The organism is Methylophaga sp. F-2 (assembly GCF_056859315.1).
The window spans coordinates 588,464-610,360 of the sequence record NZ_JBSXOF010000019.1 but is presented as its reverse complement, the minus strand read 5'-3'; the positions used below and the strand labels follow the sequence as shown (position 1 = coordinate 610,360).

At 40.7% G+C, this 21,897-nt stretch carries 21 protein-coding genes; 12 read left to right on the top strand and 9 right to left on the bottom strand.

The window, feature by feature from the left end:
* Positions 1–36: 36 nt before the first annotated feature.
* Entirely contained in the window at positions 37–849 is an 813-nt protein-coding gene (locus tag AC13DA_RS12250; RefSeq protein ID WP_284451972.1) for an ion transporter, read from the bottom strand.
* Positions 850–983: 134 nt separating this feature from the next.
* On the opposite strand from AC13DA_RS12250, the gene AC13DA_RS12245 reads away from it, so the two are divergent.
* Entirely contained in the window at positions 984–1,586 is a 603-nt protein-coding gene (locus AC13DA_RS12245) for a cysteine hydrolase family protein (protein WP_007145332.1), read from the top strand.
* Positions 1,587–1,605: 19 nt separating this feature from the next.
* On the opposite strand, the gene AC13DA_RS12240 is transcribed toward AC13DA_RS12245, so the two are convergent.
* Entirely contained in the window at positions 1,606–2,157 is a 552-nt protein-coding gene (locus AC13DA_RS12240) for a lipocalin family protein (protein ID WP_284451971.1), read from the bottom strand.
* Between the two features lie 256 nt (positions 2,158–2,413).
* Here AC13DA_RS12240 and AC13DA_RS12235 point away from each other — a divergent pair, with 256 nt between their 5' ends.
* The 4 genes from AC13DA_RS12235 to AC13DA_RS12220 all read left to right on the top strand — a co-directional run bounded on the left by AC13DA_RS12235 (position 2,414) and on the right by AC13DA_RS12220 (position 5,622).
* Positions 2,414–2,923: an RrF2 family transcriptional regulator gene (locus tag AC13DA_RS12235; protein ID WP_284451970.1), complete on the top strand. Its 510-nt coding sequence runs from the start codon at positions 2,414–2,416 to the stop codon at positions 2,921–2,923.
* A 92-nt stretch (positions 2,924–3,015) separates the two neighbouring features.
* Positions 3,016–3,330 (top strand): hypothetical protein, encoded by a 315-nt coding sequence (locus AC13DA_RS12230; protein WP_284451969.1) that lies wholly within the window; start codon positions 3,016–3,018, stop codon positions 3,328–3,330.
* Positions 3,331–3,390: 60 nt separating this feature from the next.
* Entirely contained in the window at positions 3,391–4,824 is a 1,434-nt protein-coding gene (locus AC13DA_RS12225; protein WP_007145328.1) for a sensor domain-containing diguanylate cyclase, read from the top strand.
* Between the two features lie 15 nt (positions 4,825–4,839).
* Positions 4,840–5,622, top strand: coding sequence for a hypothetical protein (locus AC13DA_RS12220; protein WP_007145327.1), 783 nt, complete (start codon positions 4,840–4,842; stop codon positions 5,620–5,622).
* Positions 5,623–5,626: 4 nt separating this feature from the next.
* Here AC13DA_RS12220 and AC13DA_RS12215 read toward each other — a convergent pair whose 3' ends face one another.
* The 3 genes from AC13DA_RS12215 to AC13DA_RS12205 form a co-directional block, all read right to left on the bottom strand.
* Entirely contained in the window at positions 5,627–6,088 is a 462-nt protein-coding gene (locus tag AC13DA_RS12215; protein ID WP_007145326.1) for a MarR family winged helix-turn-helix transcriptional regulator, read from the bottom strand.
* 230 nt (positions 6,089–6,318) lie between these two features.
* Positions 6,319–6,705 (bottom strand): hypothetical protein, encoded by a 387-nt coding sequence (locus AC13DA_RS12210; RefSeq protein WP_007145325.1) that lies wholly within the window; start codon positions 6,703–6,705, stop codon positions 6,319–6,321.
* Positions 6,706–6,812: 107 nt separating this feature from the next.
* Entirely contained in the window at positions 6,813–8,111 is a 1,299-nt protein-coding gene (locus AC13DA_RS12205) for a mechanosensitive ion channel family protein (protein WP_284451968.1), read from the bottom strand.
* A 126-nt stretch (positions 8,112–8,237) separates the two neighbouring features.
* Here AC13DA_RS12205 and AC13DA_RS12200 point away from each other — a divergent pair, with 126 nt between their 5' ends.
* Positions 8,238–8,972, top strand: coding sequence for an SDR family oxidoreductase (locus AC13DA_RS12200; protein WP_284451967.1), 735 nt, complete (start codon positions 8,238–8,240; stop codon positions 8,970–8,972).
* 62 nt (positions 8,973–9,034) lie between these two features.
* Here the strand turns inward: AC13DA_RS12200 and AC13DA_RS12195 are convergent, their stop codons facing one another.
* Positions 9,035–9,241 (bottom strand): cold-shock protein, encoded by a 207-nt coding sequence (locus AC13DA_RS12195; protein WP_007145321.1) that lies wholly within the window; start codon positions 9,239–9,241, stop codon positions 9,035–9,037.
* Positions 9,242–9,699: 458 nt separating this feature from the next.
* Here AC13DA_RS12195 and AC13DA_RS12190 point away from each other — a divergent pair, with 458 nt between their 5' ends.
* Entirely contained in the window at positions 9,700–11,520 is a 1,821-nt protein-coding gene (locus AC13DA_RS12190) for a CHASE domain-containing protein (RefSeq protein ID WP_284451966.1), read from the top strand.
* 55 nt (positions 11,521–11,575) lie between these two features.
* Positions 11,576–12,649: a DUF3080 domain-containing protein gene (locus AC13DA_RS12185; RefSeq protein ID WP_284451965.1), complete on the top strand. Its 1,074-nt coding sequence runs from the start codon at positions 11,576–11,578 to the stop codon at positions 12,647–12,649.
* On the opposite strand, the gene AC13DA_RS12180 is transcribed toward AC13DA_RS12185, so the two are convergent.
* Positions 12,644–13,648 (bottom strand): GGDEF domain-containing protein, encoded by a 1,005-nt coding sequence (locus AC13DA_RS12180; RefSeq protein WP_007145318.1) that lies wholly within the window; start codon positions 13,646–13,648, stop codon positions 12,644–12,646. The genes AC13DA_RS12185 and AC13DA_RS12180 overlap by 6 nt on opposite strands.
* 165 nt (positions 13,649–13,813) lie before the next feature.
* Between AC13DA_RS12180 and AC13DA_RS12175 the strand changes: the two genes are divergently transcribed.
* From AC13DA_RS12175 to AC13DA_RS12165, 3 genes are all read left to right on the top strand, one after another.
* A complete protein-coding gene (locus AC13DA_RS12175) occupies positions 13,814–16,033 on the top strand; it encodes a TonB-dependent receptor (protein WP_284451964.1) in 2,220 nt (739 codons plus the stop codon).
* Positions 16,034–16,251: 218 nt separating this feature from the next.
* Positions 16,252–18,648 (top strand): phosphoketolase family protein, encoded by a 2,397-nt coding sequence (locus tag AC13DA_RS12170; protein ID WP_284451963.1) that lies wholly within the window; start codon positions 16,252–16,254, stop codon positions 18,646–18,648.
* A gap of 4 nt (positions 18,649–18,652) precedes the next feature.
* The gene (locus AC13DA_RS12165; protein ID WP_284451962.1) at positions 18,653–19,867 is read left to right on the top strand and encodes an acetate/propionate family kinase; all 1,215 of its coding nucleotides are present in this window, start codon (positions 18,653–18,655) and stop codon (positions 19,865–19,867) included.
* Between the two features lie 37 nt (positions 19,868–19,904).
* On the opposite strand, the gene AC13DA_RS12160 is transcribed toward AC13DA_RS12165, so the two are convergent.
* The gene (locus AC13DA_RS12160) at positions 19,905–20,180 is read right to left on the bottom strand and encodes a cupin domain-containing protein (protein WP_007145314.1); all 276 of its coding nucleotides are present in this window, start codon (positions 20,178–20,180) and stop codon (positions 19,905–19,907) included.
* 176 nt (positions 20,181–20,356) lie between these two features.
* On the opposite strand from AC13DA_RS12160, the gene AC13DA_RS12155 reads away from it, so the two are divergent.
* A complete protein-coding gene (locus tag AC13DA_RS12155; RefSeq protein WP_007145313.1) occupies positions 20,357–21,472 on the top strand; it encodes an HD-GYP domain-containing protein in 1,116 nt (371 codons plus the stop codon).
* Positions 21,473–21,517: 45 nt separating this feature from the next.
* On the opposite strand, the gene AC13DA_RS12150 is transcribed toward AC13DA_RS12155, so the two are convergent.
* Positions 21,518–21,841: a hypothetical protein gene (locus AC13DA_RS12150; RefSeq protein WP_284451961.1), complete on the bottom strand. Its 324-nt coding sequence runs from the start codon at positions 21,839–21,841 to the stop codon at positions 21,518–21,520.
* Between the last annotated feature and the right edge of the window lie 56 nt (positions 21,842–21,897).

The window sequence follows — 21,897 nt, the reverse complement described above, 5'->3', positions numbered from 1 at the left end:
TTTAAGATTATAAAAAGGGAGCGAAAGCTCCCTTTTTTATTTCTGCTTAGTGATAAGTTGCTTTAACTCTTCTATTTGATCAGATAAGTCTTGAATAGTCGTTTCACCGGCATGCTCTCTTTGCCACTGTTCGGCGTTCTCTTTTTCCATCACGTTGACCACGATGCCGATAAGCATATTCAGAAAAGCAAAGGCGTTTAGGAAGATAAAACTGATATAGAAAATCCAACTCAATGGATAGACTGTCATCGTTTCGTACATCACGTCTGTCCAGTCCTCAAATGTCATGATACGGAACAGCGTCAGCATCGAAATAGCAATATCTCCCCATAAGGTTTTATTGACGCTGGCGAAAAAAGTGGTTCCTACAGCCGCATAAATATAAACAATGATAAACATCAAAAGGGCGACATACCCTAATTGTGGCAGGGCACGTAGCAAGGAGTTCAGTAGCGTCCGTAATTCGGGTATCACAGATACCATCCGTAACACGCGAAATATTCGGATCAAGCGACCAACCAGAGCCAGCTCACTGTCCTCTATCGGGATAAGGCTAACAACGACGATAATGGTGTCAAAAATATTCCAACCACTTTTAAAAAACGCGATTTTCCTGGTTTCGGCAAAAAAGCGAATACTAATCTCAATAAGAAAAAACACGGTGATAGCGTAATCCAACCAGACAATCATCGTCAGAAGGTTGGGCGGGATATTATAGGTTTTTGCCCCGATCATCAGCGCTGAAAAAAGGATGACAGCGACGACAATCGATTCAAATAATTTATTTTGTTTTATGTTAAGAAAAACAGCCGCAAAACGATTTGTCTTTTGGGTAAGAGATGAGGCCATTTTTTCTCCTGTTTAATGATATATCTTGGCTTGCTGCGGAATAATAGCGACTGCAAAAATTTATGCAAGTCAGAACATTATCTGAGTAAGGGATATATGGTATTGTCAATTTTTGCCATTAAAGGAGAGCGGTTATGACGACATTACGTGATATCGTTGGAATAGGGCATCAGGCTTCAGCACTAAGTGAATCTGCGTTAATCCTTATTGATTGCCAGAATACCTACAGGGAAGGTGTGATGAAGTTAGATAACGTTGAAGCGGCTCTGCAAAACGTTAAAAAATTACTTGAATTGGCCCGTGAGCATGGTATCCCCGTTTTCCATATACAACATGATGGGGGCAAAGGCTCGCCATATGACTTAAATAGTCGGCTCGGCGCCATTGCAGATGAAGTCGCTCCCATCGATGGTGAATATGTCATCGTAAAAAGTTTTCCTAATTCCTTTATCCAGACATCTTTAGACGAAGCGCTCAGAAAGCGTGGTATTGAGAATATTATCCTTGCCGGTTTTATGACACATATGTGTGTCAACTCAACCGCGCATGGTGGGTTTAATCGTGGTTATCATGTGACGATTGTTGCAGAAGCAACGGCGACTAGGGCCTTATGCATGAATAATGGCAAGAAATTATCTGCTGAACAAGTTCAAGAGGTCACTTTGGCGGCTACTGAGGATTTATATGCCGTTGTTGTTGATCGCGTAGATGACATACCGATAGATGCGATTCGCTAGTGTATATGTTGAATAGCAATTATCTTGCTTTTGGTGGTTGTCCAGACCAGTCCTGGGGAACACGCTGAATTTCACTGATATCGTAGCCAACTTGTTTAATCAGACTGAGCATGTGCTGGTAGTCAGATTCAGGAATGGTTGGTGTGCGGGCCATGATCCATACATAATCACGCTTATTACGAGCGATAATTGTTTGTGAATAATCTTCAGTCAGATACATGATTCGGTAATCGGCTTTTATTGGCCAGATGAACTGCATCCCCCATATCGCATTGGTTTTCTTGTCGGTGATAAATCCTGTTGGATGATACGTTTTTAACTCACCATCATAACTATCTTCATGAAACGTAAACGTCGTTTGAATACTGCCATCTGGCTTTAGCTCATAGGACTCGATGGCATTGTGCGCACCTTTTTCAATATAAGTGGGAATGTTAGCGATAACATACCAATCTCCCATAAACCGATCTATATCGACATAAGAAACAGGTTGTATAGGCGAATGATTAGTCTGACACCCGCTTAAAAATATCGCCATGACAATTATTCCTGAAAGACCAAAACGTTGCATATCACTCACCTTGACTTTTACAGTCTATGATTAATTGTGTATCGTGAATTTGCTGTGAAGCACGTATTTGAATCAGGTGCACTGTTTAAGTGCGATTTGTCGCCAAGAGCGGAACTCAAAAAGAGGTAGTGTATTTGTTGTACTGCCAGTATTTCTGACATGGAATGGTCGTTATAGAGCCGTTACGATGCGTATATCTGCTGATAGCATTTCCTTTGCTAGCGCGATACATTGATGGCTGAGAAATTGCTTCTCGATGATGTTTAATGAACACTTTGATCAAGGAAACTGGGATGAATGTAAGAATGTTTTTGGGGACGGTGTAATGCAGCTGACTTCACATTCAGATTATGCCTTAAGGCTACTAATATATCTGGCGATTCATGCGCCTGATAAGCCTGCGACGGTTAAAGATGCTTCTGAGCGTTATGGCATTTCTACCAACCATTTGGCGAAGGTAGCTCAGCGTCTTGTTCAGGAAAAAATCATCAATAGTCAGCGTGGTCGTGGCGGTGGTTTATCATTAGCAATGCCAGCCGAACAAATTAACATTGGTTATCTGATTCGAAAAATAGAAAATCCAGAATTGTTGGAGTGTTTTGGTAAGAATTGTTCCTGTCCGATTGAATCTGTATGCATGTTGTTTAGTGCTTTAAGGAAAGCTCAGCAAGCTTTTTTTAATGTTCTGGATGAATACACACTCGCTGATGTGGTTAAAAACAAACATAAATTACAACAAAGCTTATCCCTGGCTAAGGCTGTATAAGATTAGACATCGCTTTATTCGGTCGGATAGGTGTATTGTCAACGGGTTGGTTAATACCATTCGACTAAACCTGAATTATGGTTGAGTAGGCTATGTCACACGTTAATACTATTGGGATGATTCTGTATCTCTGCCTGGCCGTTTTCGGTGGGTTTTTATCCGGGCTGTTCAGTCATTATGTTTATCTTGCTGCCCGACGTGAATTACCCGTTTGGGCTTCATTGTTATCCAGTGTTGTTTTTTATGTTCCGCCAGTATGGGCTGTTTTGAGCCTGTTTAAAGATGATGACCTGGATGTTTTCTATATATTACTTATTGTTTGTTTTGCTCTAGGGGTCAAGCATCACAAGAAGGTAGCCGGACAGAAACAAGAGGATGAACGTGAATATCCTTTTGATCTAGACTAAAAAATGGAAATTCTGTTACTGCTTCAATATCATTAACGGTTTATTTGTGGTGTATTTTCTTTGAAAAATCGTAAGCGTCTCTATACAGTCATCATCAGCATTATCGTGTTAATAGGGTTTTTAGCGACAAGTCTCATCGGGTATTTTGTTGCCAGAACGTCTATTTCACAGCGTCTTCAACAGGAGATGCTGCCGCTGACCAGCGATAATATTTACTCTGAAATTCAGCGAGACTTACTCCATCCGCTTGTCATCTCATCACTGATGGCAAATGATGTTTTTGTGTTTGATTGGGTAAATGATGGTGAAAAAGAGCCAGAAAAAATGGAAAGCTACCTTAGTCAAATTCAGAAAAAATACAATACAATTACAGCGTTTTTTGTCTCTAATAAAACAAAAAATTATTACCATCCATCGGGGGTGCTGAAACAGGTCTCTGAAGATAACAAAGCTGATGCCTGGTACTTTCAAGCAAAGAATTCTAATCAACCCTATCAAATCAATATTGATCGTGATACAGCAGAACCCAGCCGTCTGAGTATTTTTGTTAACTATCGTGTAATTGATAAAAAGGGTAATTTTATTGGTGTGATTGGCGTTGGTTTATCGCTACTTGTCGTGGAAGAGTTGATTGAAAATTATCAGCAGCGCTATGGTCGCGAAATTTATTTTATTGACCGGCAGGGACAAGTCATGTTGCAAAGCAGTAAGTACAGCAAAGAACTGCACATACAAAATAAAGAAGGGCTCGATAAAGTATTTTTACGTATTTTGACTACGCCCAGCTCATCTTTTTCATTTGACACGATCAATGGCAGTACCATTTACCTGAACAGTCGTTTAGTTCCTGAGTTTGATTGGTATTTGATTGTTGAGCAGGTAAATGATCCGGCTACTGAAAAAGTGGAAAACGCTCTGATTATCAACATTCTGGTGTCGTCTGCGATCAGTCTTGTAGTGTTGTTCATACTGCATCTTGCTTCTCGTGGTTACCAGGGACGTCTGGAAACGATGGCAACAAAAGATAAACTGACAGGCGCGACGAATCGACAAATGTTTGATTCTTTCTTTACACAGGCTGTGGCGAGATCTAAGCGACGTAATGAATCATTATCGGTTGTTTTGATTGATATCGATCACTTTAAACAGGTTAACGACAATTATGGTCATCAATATGGTGATTATGTATTAACGACAGTGGCTGGCATTATGAATCAGCATATCCGTGAAGAAGATGTTTTATGTCGATGGGGAGGCGAAGAGTTTTTATTGATGCTACAGGACTGCAGTAAAAATGAGGCCATCAGGGTAGTGAATAATCTTCGTGAAGCGATAGCAATTCATCATTTTGATTATACTGGTAAAAAGCTTCAAATTACGGTTAGTGCAGGTGTGGCCGAGTACCAGCAATCAGAAGCAATGAACCAGCTGATTGCTCGGGCTGACATATCCCTCTATCAGGCCAAAAATGATGGACGCAACTGTGTTCGTTAATACGTGAGATTGCTGATGCTAAACAAATATCGCTATACATTTCTGATGCTGTTTATTTGTTTAGGATTGGCTTGCTTTCCCGTTACACTGTCTACTGACCATCAAATCAAACAGATGATGGCAGTGACACTTAGTGTATATGCCATCGCTCGTGGTTTAAATGGGGTGATATCGGTAGCTCAGGGTACAGAAGTTTCTATTGAACCTATGGGGGTGGGATTGACTCTTGCACCAGGACAAATTCTGGACCCATTGAATGATCTAATAGAGCAGTTTTCCACTATTTTATTAACCGCCTCAGCCTCATTAGGTATTCAGCAGATAATTTTGTTTCTATCTGATCAATGGGGTTTCCGGGTCGGAATCATCGTGTTGGTGTTGATTGCAGCAATAGCAACATTGTCATCGATGGTGGGGGTTAAACAAAAACGCATTTTATTAAAAACGGTGTTGTTTTTATCTGTTCTACGCTTATTGATTCCAGTGTCTGTTATGTTCAGCGGTACACTTCAGGGATTAATGCAGTCACAAAGAGATGAGGCTGTCATGGTATTGCAGACTACTCAGAATGAGGTAGAGACTTTAACGAATCGTGAGCAAGAACAACCTAAAGGCTGGTTTGATAGCTTAAAAGGTAAATTGGATATTGAATCAAAGCTTCAGCAAATAAGACAGCAAGCAGATCGTGCTGTCCATGCAGCCGTGTATCTACTTGCTGAATTTGTTTTATTGATGTTATTGATGCCGTTGTTAACGCTTTGGCTATTATCTAAACTGACAAAAGCGTTAATTAAATAAGAGTTTAAAGCACTTTCTCTGCTGCTTCTTCACGCTTATTAAGACTGTTAGTTAATTCGTTAAGCGTGCTCAGCAGCTCAAAAAACTCAGACGATGAAAGATCTGTTTTACAAGCGACTTTAGTTTGAACCTCTGCAATGAGTGGCTCTAGCTGCTTAGCTTTATCTGTTAGAAATAAACGAACAACTCGTTCATCTTCATCGGTGCGAACTTTTTCCACCAACTCTGCTGATTGAAGACGTTTAATTATGGGTGATAATGTGCCAGAGTCTAATTTGAGTTGTCGCATAACATCCTTGATAGCGATACCATCTTTTTCCCATAATACGACCAGAACAAGGTATTGGGGATAAGTCAGGTCATAGTCGTTCAACAAGCTGCGATAAAAACGTGTGATGCTATTGGTAGCAGTGTACAAAGCAAAACACAGCTGATTATCGAGTCTCAAGTTATCAAAATTTGACATTCGTTGATTCCTTAATTTTTTTGCTTATTACCTTTGCTACGATGCAATAGAGGTACATTCGCAGTACGGTTAAAGTGTTGTTTATTGTTTTATCAATTGCGTCAATTATAGAGTGTAACTCGAGTAACGCAAATCGGATTTATTCTCAGTTCTGTTGTCTCTAATGACGCTCGAAAAAGTGAATAAATGATAATAAACGATAATAAACGATATATAGTATCTTAGACTAATTATATTAATCTGAGTTTCGGAAGATTGATACGAATTTGCGACTTGATCTCATCAACATTGGGGCGAAAAACCAGTGGGAATACTTCGTGTTGAGCATCAGCTGAGATAAATGGCTTTATCTCATAGCCTTCGAAAAAAAGTTCGGCTCTGGCCTGACAGACTTTTTTTATGCCGTCATTGAAGGATTTATTATTGCTTGCTAACACTTCAGAATTTGTCAGCGTCCAGTTTAACGTTAGCCAGTGCTGGTAACAACTTTCAGCTAATTTTTCTGCAGGCTTGGTAAAATTCGCTTCGCTATGTAGTTGCCCATCTTCAGCAAAGGTTTGATTCAATAGGATAACCGTAATGACGATCAAGGGAGCAATGATAGCTGTATATTTCATAAATACCTCCCAAAAAAAGCGATTCAGTGATTAGATAATCCATAGCAAAATAGTAACACTAAAATGCTTGCGCGCAAGCATTTTAGTGTTGGAAATGTTATTGATGTTTAGTTATTGATAATTTTAATTTCACGTTGTGGGAACGGAATTTCTATATTGTTCTGTCTGAGAGTATCCCAGATCATCAATAGTAAATCTGCACCGACCCGGTTAGGTCCATCATCAATCCCTTCCATCCAGAACTCAACCAGAATATCGATACCTGAGTCAGCAAAGCCTTTTATTTCGGCATCTGGTCTTTCTTCCAGTGGGATATCATCACCGCTGATAACTTGAGGATGGCTGGCGACTATGCCACGAACGAGATCAAACAACAGGTGGAGATCCGTCTTATAGGCAACTTGGAATTCTAAAGAGTAGCGTTGCTTGATGTTTTTATGTGTCCAGTTAGTAAAGCTAGTAGTGATGAATTGCTCATTTGGCACCATAATATCTTTACCATCATAGGTTTCCAGTGTAGTTGATCGCATATTAAGTTCACGGATAGTGCCACGACGACCATCTTCCATTTCAACAAAATCACCTACACTAAGTGAGCGATCCAAAAGAAGGATGATTCCGGAAATAAAATTTGATGCTATGGCCTGTAATCCAAAGCCAAGTCCGACACCAAGCGCACCACCAAACACAGCCAGCGCCGTCAGATTAATCCCCATTATTTGAAGTAGTAACAGGAAAACCACAAAGAATAGAGCCACCTGAAACAGTTTGGCAAAGACCTCTCTTGTGCCTATATCCAAATCATGTTGATTTCGAATAATTTGTTGGCCAGCATTATTGGAAAGGCGTCCTAACCAGAATAGGACTGAACCAAAAATCAGTACCCTGGCAACACCATAGGCGGAGATTTCAAAGTTACCAATTTGTAATGAGATGGTTTCGAGATAAGCCACTACTTCATCTAACCAGCCGAATATGTGTAACACGGCAATAGGTAAAATAAACCAGAGCGCTAGCTTTCTAAAAAGTTGTTTTTCTACAAATCGCGTAATGATGGTATAGAGCATAAAGATGACCGCTAAACTCAAGCTAAGCTTAACTAACCAAGCCTGACCAACAACAGCCATGCTGATATCGTTAGCAAATGATAGTGAGAGCACCAGCATAAGCGGCAAGATCAATTCTCTCAGCCTATAAATTCCTTGCCTCAATTGGAGAATAGGACCTTCGGTAGGCATTTGTCTGAGTAGTGGTGACAGATTGCGTAAAAATCGATTAATCGATAACCCGATGAGTATTGCCAATACAATCAAGCCGATTTGTGAATAGAATTTTGGACTGCTTAACCAATGCATTAGCTGGGTTAAGAATTGCTCTATGACTGTTTGATAATGCTCGATATCCATGTGATGCCTTTGTTAATTATCTCGGACACAATGTATTTGACTGCTTTTAATAAGGCAAATTTAGATGCTGAACTTTACTCGTTTATATCAGTCAGCAAAGTGAATAATTCACTCTAGGAATACCACATGAATAGCCCATTTACACTGAAACATCGAGTCGTCTTTATCACCGGAGCAAACAGAGGTATTGGCAAAGCTATTGCTGAAACATTACTCAATTATGGTGTAGAGAAAGTCTATCTTGCTGTTAGAGACCTCAGCACAGTAGCTGATTTAGAAACACGGTTTATTGACCGAGTAACGCCTATATTTCTCGATCTCAACGAACCTAATTCTATTTTTGCTGCTGCCGCCAATGCTCAAGACGTAGACTTAGTTATTAATAATGCTGGGATTTTGAATGGCTCAAATCCTCTGGCCATGTCAGCTATTGATTCACTGCAACACGAGTTTGATATTAATGTGTTTGGATTAGTCAGAATGGCTCAGGCGTTCGCCCCATTGCTTAAGCAAAATGGTGGCGGTGCATTCGTGCAACTAAATTCAATTGCGTCTTTGAGAAGTGTTCCCGAGTTTGCGACTTATGCCGCTTCAAAAGCGGCGGCCTATTCATTAACTCAAGCCATAAGACATGAATTGAGTAAGCAAAAAACGGTTGTATTAAGTGTACATCCTGGTCCTGTGGCTACTGATATGGCAAAGTCAATAGGACTAGTAGATGCTGAACCTGCAACTGTTGTTGCTGAGGCTATTATCAATGCTTTAGAGGTGAGTGAACCTCATGTGTTTCCAGATAGTAAAGCACAACGACTTTGGGCTGAGTACGAGAGTTTTGCCAGAAATGTGATTGAGACTATCTAAAGAGCAGGCAAAAAAAAGCCTCGTAAAAACGAGGCTTTTTTTCTTTTCTGTAAACAAATGTCTTACAGAGCAGTAATGTTTTCTGCTTGAGGGCCTTTAGCACCTTGAGTTACAGTGAACTCAACACGTTGACCTTCATTCAGGGTTCTGAAACCGTCACCTTTGATTTGGCTGAAATGAGCAAAAACGTCTGGGCCAGACTCTTGTTCAATAAAACCAAAACCTTTAGCTTCGTTAAACCATTTAACAGTACCAGTAGTTGTAGACATAAATAATCCTAATTTCTTAATAAATAATTGAAGTCCCAAATTGAGACTTTTTGGTATAGCTGGAAGTGTGCAGAGTACTTATTAACAAACAGGACGAGCTACTGATGGTAATGCTTCGAAATGAAAAATAAATATTCAGATCAACTTTCAAGCTATGTTCAATGTATAGACAATATAGGGCCGTGTCAAAAATATTTTCATCTGTCAAGATAATAAGCGGATACTAATCATTCTAACGGCAAAGCAAAAGACACGGTCATAACTGTCACTTGTAGTTTATGCTCCGGTGTATGACAGAATGATGAAAATGTTGAGCTTAATTCAGGGAATATCCTTCAACACTGGCTCGTGTGCTATTATCAATTGACGTAGAAGCTGTAAGTTGATGTATTAACTTGATTTTTATAGGGACGAAGCTTGACTTTACATGTTTCGCTTTAAGGAGTTGACTCCCAGTAATGGAAAACCTTTTTTCCAAATACACAAAAAAGCACCCATCATCAGCATGGGTCGCATTATTTTTGTGGTTTATTCTTAGTGTCTCTGCCTGCTATCTTTCTTTCTCTTTCTTCCATAATCAAGCAATACAACGTTTTACTTATGAATCACGCGATCTTGCCAATGCGATTTCAGAACGGATGCATGATTATGCATTAGCACTTCAAAGTGCCAAGGCATTGTTTGATGCAAGTGATGAAGTGACAAGGAATGATTGGAGACATTTTGCTGATACGATTCAGCTACAAATATATTTTCCTGGGATTCAAGCGCTTGGCTATTGTGAGATAGTGCCTTCAGAGTCCTTTTCGGAACATATTCAAATGATACGTTCACAAGGTATTCCAAACTACAGCATCAAAACTCACGGGCAGCATAAACAATATAGTCCTATCGTATATATAGAACCTTTTGACTGGCGCAATAAACTTGCCTTAGGTTTTGATCTGTTATCCGAGCCTGCGCATCGAAGAGCCATGGAGTTAGCAGTAGATATTAATCAGGCCGTAACTACCGGAAGAGTGACTGTGGCGCATCAGACAAATCAAGCTGCTCAGTTTGGTTTTCAAATGTATATACCTATTTATCAGCAGAATAAAACGCTGAGTACTCTAGCGGATCGTAAACAAGCATTGAAAGGGTTCGTATTTGGTAGTTTTAGAGTCGATGATCTGATGCAGGGTATTTTAGGCCTGGGACAGAAGCAACTTGGTTTTGAAATCTATGATGTGGGTGAGAATGATGGTGGATTACTTTATAGCAATTCAGCAAGTCAACAGTCATTTCTTTCGGTGGATGCTAACTACAGAGGATTCAAGCATACGTACGATTTAAATGTGGCTGGTAGGCCATGGCAGCTTGTTGTGTATAGCCACGTTGGCTTTCAGACTTTATCAGAACGTTTTCTTCCTGTTTTTATTGCTATCATCCTCACCTTTTTCGGTGGATTTCTTTTCTATTTCATCTCTTTTTTATCAAGAGAGCGTGGTTATGCTCAACGAGAAGCTGTTAAAGCAAACCAGCAAAAGAAAACACTAATGCAACACTTAGAGCTAGCTGCTAATACTGCTAATCTGGGATTGATGGAGTGGGATCTAAATACTGATAAAGTTTATCTGGATAAAAGAATGCTTTCTATTTATGGATTAGAGCCGGATAAATTTCATGGAACATATTCAGAATGGCAGCAGATCCTGCATGAAGATGATCGTGAGCGTGTATTGCTGGCATTAGCCAAGGCTGCTCAATTTGAAGAAAGGTTTGAGCTCGTATTTAAAATCGTTGTAAATAATCATATTCGTCATATTCACTCCAGCTTTTCAGTAGAACGGGATGCATTGGATAATCCACTAAGTATGATTGGATTCTCGGCTGATGTGACAGAGCGGCATGATGTTGATCTGCAATTACGTGAAAAAATCTGGCGTTTAGAAAATCTGTTGGAAGGTGCTAGATTGGGTAGTTGGGAGTGGAATATTCAAACAGGTGATGCCATATACAACGAGCGCTGGTCAGAGATGATTGGTTATAAATTATCCGAGTTAATGCCTACCACGATTGATACCTGGAGAAATTTCTGTCATCCAGATGATAGTCTTGCTGTAGAAGAAGAGTTACAACGGCACTTTAAAGGTGAGACAGATTATTTTGAAATGACGACACGCATGCGTCATCGAAATGGTTCGTGGAGATATATCTTCAGCAGAGGAAAGTTATTTTCCAGAACGGATGAAGGTTTGCCTCTTCTGATGTTTGGTACGCATCAGGATATCACTGAGTAATTTACGCTATTAATTGACTTTCTTAGCATCATTACTCCCCATACAAGGGTATTGAATGATTGCATTATGGTTTCCTATGTTGAGCATAAAGTGTGTATTTGTCTTGGCGCTGGTTTTTTTACTGACTTCGTGTGATCCATTCAGTCAACCAGAATCAATGATGGATGAATATCTGGTTCGGCTCGCCAGAGTATTAGAGCAAGATCTGCCTGCTCCAGCAGCACCAGTGTTAACAAAGTTACCTGACAAAAAAGAAAGAACACTGAGCATTCCAGAGATAGATGTAAACATGCTGGAATTTTTATCTTTTTATGGATGTGAGTTACAGGTTGTAGTGGCTGAACGCAACTCAATTTTAGGTCGTGTGATGTTACCTATAAACCGTCTCCGTTATGAGGTGCGCTTTATAGAGTCTGCCAAACAATGCCTGGCGACTACTGATGATAAAAAAACAACTCATATTCTTCAGCAAGCCATAGCAAAGAAAAGTGCTGTATTACCGGCCGTTTTCTGGAATGCAATATGGTCGACAGAAGAAATAGAGCAGTTGATGACGTATTCAAAAGGTTATTTACCCGTTGATGCGAACTCGATTAATACAATAAGAACGGGACTGCAGGCTCTGGTGGATATAAAAAAACAGATAGATAATAAAAAATTCGACATCAATCTGGATCATTTAGGAACGATACAACAGCAATGGCTATATTCACATGTTGCAGGGAAGCTGTTAAAAAGTGCCCAGTTGTTGACGCTTAGGTTAAATGAGGCAACACGCATTATCGATAAAAGGCTGATACAAAAACCTCTTTGTTATAAGCAGCGAGTTACTCCTCAAGCCGAGATCCTACGTTCATTCTTCTTCAATATTTATATCGCAAAAGTCCAACCATATCTGGCGAGCGTGAGTCAGCAGGGGGAATCTATTTTCCCTCTACTGGATAAGTTGGCTGTTCTACAGGGTGAGAGTAAGGCATCTGATGAATTCCAACACTATCAACGGACGTATCTTGATACTCAGTCAAGCTCCGGCATCTGGCAAAAGTTACAGACAGCAGTTCAGTTGCACACTAAATCCTGGCAGCACTTGCTGAAACAGTGTGGCATGCAGCCAGGCGTTAATTCATAATGCCTCTGCCATAACGGTATTTTTCCCCGCGTGTTTGGCAGCGTAAAGTAATTTATCTGCTTTATTTAGTGCGACTAAGATATTGGTCTCATCATCTTTGAGTTCATAAGCACCAATGCTGACCGTAATACTGATGTCGTTCCCTCCAGTGTAGTAAAAAATGGCGGCCACTTTTTTACGTAAACGTTCAGCTAACAACATGGCTTGTTTCAGTGTCGTTTCAGGAAGTAAAACAGCAAACTCTTCACCACCAATACGTCCAAAAACGTCGTAAGGTCTTTTTGCCGCCTGAATCGAATGACTAAATAATTTAAGGACTTCATCACCCACTTCATGTCCAAAGGCATCGTTGATAACTTTGAAGTCATCAATATCCATCATCAACAGACAAGTATTATGGTTACTTCTCATTGTACGTTGTAACTCTTTATTACTTTCGTGTATGAAGGCTCTTCTGTTCCAGATCCCGGTCAAGTCATCGGTATTAGCGAGGTATTGCAAATTATTTGAAAGGACTTCTAATTGCTGATTTTTCTCAAGCAATTCTAAATTAGACTCCACAATGTTTTTGATTTGAAGCATGAGTTGCTGTTGCTTCTCAGAATAAGAAACAGCCTCTGTGTTCAGAATGCAAATGGTGCCAAAAGCATCTCCGTTAGGCCATCGAAGCGGGAAGCCGAGATAATTAATCAGTCCCATCTCAATTTCAGGTGCGTTTACCCACTTTTCATCTAACAATGCATTTGGAATAAGTATCGGATTATCGTCGTTTATGACAGATTCACAATAGCTTCCAGTGCCGTTTTCAACAATCTCACCTATGTCAAATGGATTACCTTGATCGTCATTTTTGACATATACGCTAAAGTGAGCTGTTTGATACCTCATAATTAAAGCGATGGGTACATCCATGATCACGGATAGAATATCCATAATAGTTTGCCATTGATTTAATAAATCAGAGGAGATGTGTGGATGTTTAGAGAGTTTACTTGTCACATTCAATCCTTGTGTCAATAGCTAAAGACTACATCAACTTATCACTCAAAGCATAGTCAATTTTATGATTTTTATTGAGAAAATTCACTTACAAACATAAATCATTCTCATTTACATTGAAATTTATTCAATGTAAAATTCAGTAAAATTTAACAGGATTAATAAATGAGAATGAAATCAACTTGTGTGATGATGGCACTGATAATGGGTGGTATGCAGGTGTCGTTAGCAGATGAAGAAACGTCAAATACCAGCACTCTAGAATTAGATACCTTATCGGTTACAGCAAGTGCTGATGCCAGTGCTGAAGGACTCTCTCCAGCCTTTGCTGGTGGACAAGTCGCTGAAGGTGGGAGAGCAGGGATATTAGGCACGAAAGATAATTTAGATACACCATTCAGTATAACCAGTTATACCAATGAATTTATTCAGGATAGACAAGCACAAAGTGTTGGGGATGTTTTACGATATGACCCGACTGTGCAAGTGACACGTGGTTTCGGAAATTTTCAGGAAGCCTATATGATTCGTGGTTTCACGACTTCATCTGATGCGGTTGCTTATAACGGACTCTATAATCTCCTGCCAAGACAATATATCGCGACAGAATTATTTGAGCGAGTAGAAGTACTTCGTGGCGCATCGGCATTTCTAACAGGTGCCAATCCTTTAGGTGGTGCTATTGGCGGTTCAATCAATCTTTTACCTAAACGTGCTCCTAACTATGATCTGAACCGCGTTACGATTGGTGCGTCTATGAATGATAAACGCAATATCGCAGCAGACATAGCACGGCGCTTTGGTGACAATGATGAATTTGGTGTCAGGGTCAATGCCGCACATCATAACGGTGGAACGTCTATTGATGATGAGCAAGCCGAACTAAACTTATTCAATATAGGTTTGGATTATCAAGGTGAGCGTTTAAGGTTATCGGCTGATATCGGATATCAAAATAATCAATTGGATCATACTAGAACCAATGTGACTATTTCAGGACTATCAAAAGTACCTTCTGCGCCTGATGCTAGTAATAACTGGGCTCAACCATGGTCTTACTCAAACGAGGAAGATAAATTTGGTACTTTTAGAGCTGAGTATGATCTGACGGATGAAGTCACTGCATGGGCAGCTTATGGTATGCGTCGCTCTGAAGAAGAGAACTCACTGGCAAACTTAACTTTATCTAATGCAAATTCAGGTGATGGCACATTTTATCGTTTTGATAACGCTCGTGAAGACCGGGTTGATACAGGTGAAATGGGATTGAGAGGGCATTTTGATACAGGTCTTGTTGGCCATGACTGGGTCGTAGCCTATTCATACTTTCAGTTAGAAACCAAAAATGGGTTCACATATGATGTTTCAGGAACCCGAACAAATACCAATATTTATCAACCTCAGTATGTTTCCAAACCAGCATTTACTTCCACTGCCGTTTCAGGAAATAATTTCTACTCACCATCTTTGAATACACGTACTAAGTTCAATAGCTTTGCCACTGGCGATACATTATCTTTTATGGATGACCGATTACAAGTGACTATTGGAGCACGGCATCAGGCAATAAAAGTTGACAATTATGATGTCAATACAGGTGTCAGAACTTCTTATGAAGATAGCGAAATCACTCCAGCGTTAGGTGGTGTTTTTAAAATCACAGAGCAACTTTCTGTGTATGCGAATTACATTGAAAGTCTAGTTGCAGGTGAAACCGCAGCATTAACTACAAATACATCCTCAGGAAATGATGTCGATGTGGTCAATGGTGGTGACTCACTTTCTCCGTATGTGTCTGAACAAAAAGAAATTGGTTTCAAATATGAAACCGATTTATTCGGTGGAGGTTTAGCTTACTTTACGACTGATCAGCCAAGAACATTAATGGATAAAACAGATCCAGATAATCCAATTTTTGTTGAAACGGGCGAAAATCAACACCAAGGTCTTGAACTGACTTTATATGGTAAAGCCACAGATAATTTGAAATTACTGGGTGGCCTTACATGGCTTGATGCTAAACAAAAAGGCACGGGTAATGCTACTACAGAAGGTAAGCGCGCGATTGGTGTAGCGGAGTGGATGGCTGTTATGGGAGCCGAATGGGAAGTGCCAGAAATAAAAGGGTTGGCTCTGGATGGACAAATTCACTACGTGAGTTCACGTTACGCTAATGCGACTAATACACTCAAACTAGATGACTGGACAACGGTCGGCCTTGGCGCCCGTTACCTAATTAATATGGGTAATCAAGACCTGACTCTGAGAGCGCGAGTTGATAATCTATTTGATCGCGATTACTGGAGCTCAGCAAATGATAGCGGACAAATCACACTAGGTGCCCCAAGAACTGTTTCAATCAGTGCAACGGTAGATTTCTATTAATGTAACTATGTATGAGCCCCTGCTGAGCAGCAGGGGCTCAACTTTGTCATGCTTTCTTGATCCCCATCAATTTTAATCGCTATTCCCCTTTATGACGCCTCGCAATAAGAGTAGGCTGATAGAAACTATCATTTTTATCAAATGTCAGCTTGAGTAAGTCAAACCATTGTCATCTTACTTAGCTAGTCTGCACTGATATATAAAGCAAGGAGTCCTCTATGAATAGCACATTGTCTGCTACACCTCTTGATGTAAACGACGTGACAAATATTGATGCTTACTGGCGAGCCTGCAACTATCTTGCTGCTGGCATGATTTATCTGCAAGACAACCCTCTACTGCGTGAACCACTTAAACCTGAACATATTAAAAATCGATTATTGGGGCATTGGGGAGCCAGTCCCGCATTAAGTTTTACTTATGTTCACCTGAATAGATTGATTAACAAATACGATCTGGACGCGATTTTTCTGGCTGGTCCTGGTCATGGTGCACCAGGTGTATTAGCCCCAGTCTATCTCGAAGGAACTTATTCAGAGGTTTATCCGAATAAAAGTGAAGACATTGACGGCCTCAAACACTTTTTTAAATCATTTTCTTTTCCAGGTGGCATTGGTAGTCACTGCACCCCTGAAACACCGGGCTCGATTCATGAAGGGGGAGAGCTCGGCTATAGCGTTTCTCATGCGTTTGGGGCGGCATATGACAACCCGGATTTAGTTGTAGCGGTGATGGTCGGTGACGGCGAATCAGAAACCGGCCCATTAGCAACCTCTTGGCATTCAAATAAATTTCTCAATCCCAAAACAGATGGCGCTGTTTTACCCATTCTCAATTTAAATGGTTACAAAATAAATAATCCGACAATTTTGTCTCGTATTTCGCATGAAGAAATAGAGCTGTTATTCCATGGTTATGGTTGGACACCACATTTTGTCGAAGGCGATGATCCTGAAGTGATGCATCAAACCATGGCAAAAGTGATGGAAGAGTGCATTGTAGACATTCGTGAAACGCAACAACGTATCAGAGCATCTGGTAGTGATGAGAGACCACGCTGGCCGATGATCATTTTACGTACACCCAAAGGCTGGACTGGGCCAAAAGAGGTCGATGGTCACAAAGTGGAAGGTTTCTGGCGTGCTCACCAAGTGCCTCTGGGCGGTGTGAAAGACAACCCTGAACATCTTGCTCAGTTGGAAAGCTGGCTCAGAAGTTATGAGCCTGAAAAACTATTTACGGAAGCTGGACAACTGCAACCAGAATTAAAAGCACTGGCACCAAAAGGTAATAAACGGATGAGTGCCAGCCTGCATGCCAACGGTGGCTTACTGAGAAAATCACTGAAGATGCCTGATTTTCGTGATTATGCTGTTTCCATCGAAAAACCAGGTCAGAGTCTGGTGGAAAATACCCGGCCTTTAGGTCAGTTCCTTCGCGATATCATGAAGAAAAATATGTCTAATTTTCGGGTTTTCGGTCCAGATGAGAATAGCTCGAATAAGCTGGATAATATCTATGAAGTGAGTAAAAAAACATGGATGGCCGACTTGTTACCAGAAGATCAGGATGGTGGAGAATTGGCTCGCGATGGTCGCGTCATGGAAATGTTATCCGAACATACGCTGGAAGGTTGGCTGGAAGGCTATTTGTTAACCGGACGACACGGTTTTTTTGCCAGTTATGAAGCCTTTATTCATGTGATTGATTCCATGTTTAATCAGCATGCAAAATGGCTGGATATCTGTAATAACGTGTCGTGGCGAGCACCAATATCCTCTCTCAATTTATTGATTACCTCTACAGTATGGCGCCAGGATCATAATGGCTTTACTCACCAGGATCCCGGTTTTTTAGACTTAGTCCTGAACAAGAGCCCAAAAGTCTGTCGTATATATCTGCCACCTGATGTGAATACCTTATTATCTGTTGCTGACCATTGTCTGAAAGCCAAAAATTACGTGAATGTGATCGTGGCCGACAAACAAAAACATTTCCAGTACCTTGATGTTGATGAAGCTGTGAAACACTGCACGAAAGGCGTCGGCATTTGGGAGTGGGCAAGTTCAGATGAGGGCACTGAACCTGATGCCGTGGTAGTCGGTTGTGGTGATATTCCAACCCAAGAGGCTTTGGCTGCTATCGATCTGATTCATCAGTACTTTGATGATCTGAAGATTCGGTTCATTAATGTCGTCGATTTATTCAAACTCATCTCGGATAGTGAGCATCCACACGGTCTGAGTGATAAAGACTTTGATAGCTTATTCACTAAAGATAAACCGGTAATATTTAACTTCCATGGCTATCCATGGTTGATTCATCGCTTGATTTATCGTCGGACTAACCATACTAATTTCCACGTTCATGGCTATAACGAAAAAGGCAATATCAATACACCACTGGAGTTAGCCATTCGTAATCAGATTGATCGGTTTACGATCGCCATGGACATCATTGATAGAGTAGACCGTTTGCAAGGCATAGGTGCCCATGCCAAACAGCAATTACGCGATCATCAGATAAGTTGTAGTTTATATGCCTATGAGTATGGCGTTGATAAGCCTGAATTCGGTGATTGGAAGTGGGGTGATATGTCTGCGATAAAAGAATAAGGTCATGACAACACAACCTGTCATTCTGGTGCTTAACAGTGGTAGCTCATCTGTTAAATATAAATTAATTCAGCTCAAGGATGACGCTGTTTTATTAGAGGGCAGTATCCAAGGCATTGGCTCATTAGCTAAACATCATATTAGTGTGGATGAGCAATTTACTGATAACTTCACTCAGCCTCAAGCTACGATTGAAATAAACGATCATCAAGCCGCTTTTCAAATCATTGCAGATGATATGCAGCGCTTTTTTGAACAGTCATCAGGCATACACTTAAATCTCATCGGCCATCGGGTTGTGCATGGTGGTGCTATTTTTTTCGCACCTGTTGAGTTGAACCAAGAGGTTTTGACGACTATTGAATCCTACCAACATCTGGCACCACAGCATTTACCCGGTAATATTGCCGGCATAAAAACCTGTCAGGAACTCTTTTCTGAGGTTAGGCAATTTGCCGTGTTTGATACTGACTTCCATCAGAGCATTCCTGAGCATATTTATCGTTATGCAGTACCAAATAACTGGTACGAAAATCATGGTGTACGCCGCTATGGATTTCATGGCCTATCTCATCAATATGTCGCTCAGCAGGCAGCGTGTTATCTTGACAAACCATTGAGTGAACTTAATTTAATTACCCTACATCTGGGCAATGGGGCTAGTGCCTGTGCTATCAAAAATGGTCAGAGTTTTGATACCTCTATGGGGTTTACTCCACTGCAGGGCCTTATGATGGGAAACCGCAGTGGCGATCTGGATGCTGCGGTACCTTTGTATATACAAGAGCAGACCGGCATTTCTGCAGAACAGCTAGAGCAACAGCTTAATTTTGAATCCGGTTTAGTGGCTATCACTGGCACACATGATATGGCCGAGATTCAGCACCGAGCTGAGCAGGGCGATAAACAAGCGAGTTTAGCGATTCAGATGTATGTGTACCAACTCCGACGTTATATCGGGGCTTACATGATTAGTCTAGGACGAGTCGATGCCCTTGTATTTACAGGGGGGATAGGTGAAAACGCCTCGATGATTCGAGAACTAGCCTGTGATGAACTAGGGCGGTACGGCTTGGTAATCAACTCTACAGAAAATAAACAGATTAAACAGGCTACTTCAGCGATTCATCATGTCAGGAGTCAAATTCCGATTCTGGTGATACAAACCAATGAAGAAAAACAGATCGCTCATAATATCGCTGAATATTTAAAGCGTTAAAAAGAAAAGGCATCCATGGATGCCTTTATCAGAAAAACTAATCGTAACTGTAGTGTTTACGTAATGTTTTTGTGACTTTCCAGAAGCTTTTTAAACCAGCTGGAAATTCAACGTAGTCACCAGCAACAACAGTAACAGGTGCTTCACCATCTGGAGTGACAACGATTTCGCCTTCTAAAATGTAGGCTTTTTCAGTTTCGTCGAAGTCCAATCTGAATTCAGTAACAGGACAATCCCAGATTTCCCAACCAGCAACGCCTAACTCTTGCAAACGCGCTTCACTTGGGTTTTTTTCAATTATAATTTCAGGCATAGTGATCTCTAAAATATCAATGTTGATAGCTCAATCTCACAATTGAGTAAGCCGTATTGCCACAAAGGCATGCGAATAATAACAGAAAGCAACTAACAAGACGGATTCTTGTCGCACTCATTAATTGATTGATAACACTGTTCTTAATGGAAAGTGCAGTGTTGAGGAGGCGTAATATGGATGCAAAAGTAATATCGCTTCTGGCCAATAAACCAGATACGCTCAATGGTCGCTTGCAAGTCCTTCATGAATGTTTGCGACAGAGTTTGCCTCAAATAACGCATTCATCTTGCCTGCTCTATGATGAGAAAACAGATTCACTAAAAAAATTTCTGAGTAGTCATCACTTCACTAATGATGGATATGAAGACAGTCTTCGTTTAAAGCCTAATCAGGCTTTGTTTACACTATGTCAACAAGAAGAAGGTAAGCTCGTATTTTTCGATGCTGACGAACCGGTTTGGCAACATTTTAAACAAGATCCACAAAGTCACGCGGCGTTCATTATCCCCATAAAACAAGGACAAAGATTCATTGGTTTTGTTTGTTTTGAGATGGTGTCTTCGCCTGATAACCTGACCGATCCTGCGAAGATTACCTTGAGTTTGTACGGTCAGTTTATATCCATGATGATCAATGAAGAATTATCACTGGTTAATACGCTCTTGGCGACAGTCAGGGCAGCCAGAGATTTCACTGACTTCAGAGATTTTGAAACGGGCTTACATCTTGATCGTATGGCCTGTTATGCCAGGATTATTGCCACGCACTTGGCTAAGAAGCATCGCTTAAGTGATGAATTTATTGAACATGTGTATTTGTTTGCCCGCTTGCACGATATTGGCAAAATCGGTATCTCTGACACTATTCTTAATAAACCCGGGCGATTAGATGATGATGAACGTAGCATTATGAAAACGCATGTTATCAAGGGGATAGATATGCTTGAGCAAGTGCTTAATGACTACAATCTGGTAGATATGCGTGATACCGATATGATGCGTAATATCGTTGCCTGTCATCATGAATATATCGACGGTTCAGGCTATCCAAAAGGTCTGAAAGGGGATGAGATTCCTCTGGAAGCCAGAATTGCAACCGTGGCAGACATCTTTGATGCGCTGACTTGTCAGCGTCCCTACAAAAAACCGTGGCCTTTAGACGATGCCATAGCTGAACTGGAAAAAATGCAACAGGCGAATAAATTAGATGCAGAGTGTGTTGCTGCTGTTAGAGAAAATAAAGCAGAGTTTGAAAAGGTAATGAAGGAACTGTCTGACGACAAAAAGTAGTTATCACTAGAGCAAAAGCCTCAAGTGATAACTACTCAATAGCTTCTAAAATGTCAGCGTGGCGGCCATTTCGTCATTGATTTTAACTAAACACGTCAAATCTTTTTTCAACTTCCAGTTGCAGTCTGAAGTCACGGTCATGCCTTCATATTCACCACTAAAATGACCATCATCGTAGTTATATGATAGCTGGCCATCAATCACCACATTGCCGTTAATTAAGACTTGATGTTCAAAGCTGATTTGATCAAAGCGGCCATAGACTTCCACTTGTTGTTCAGCACCCGCCGGACGATAGTACTGCTTTGGGGATGCCGAAGTACAGCCGAGTAATGTTGCCAGCAGTGCTGCGATGATGATCTTTTTCATATGTGATTCCAGTAAAAAGTGAATAAGCGTATTTATACTACAAAAAACTGCTTTGA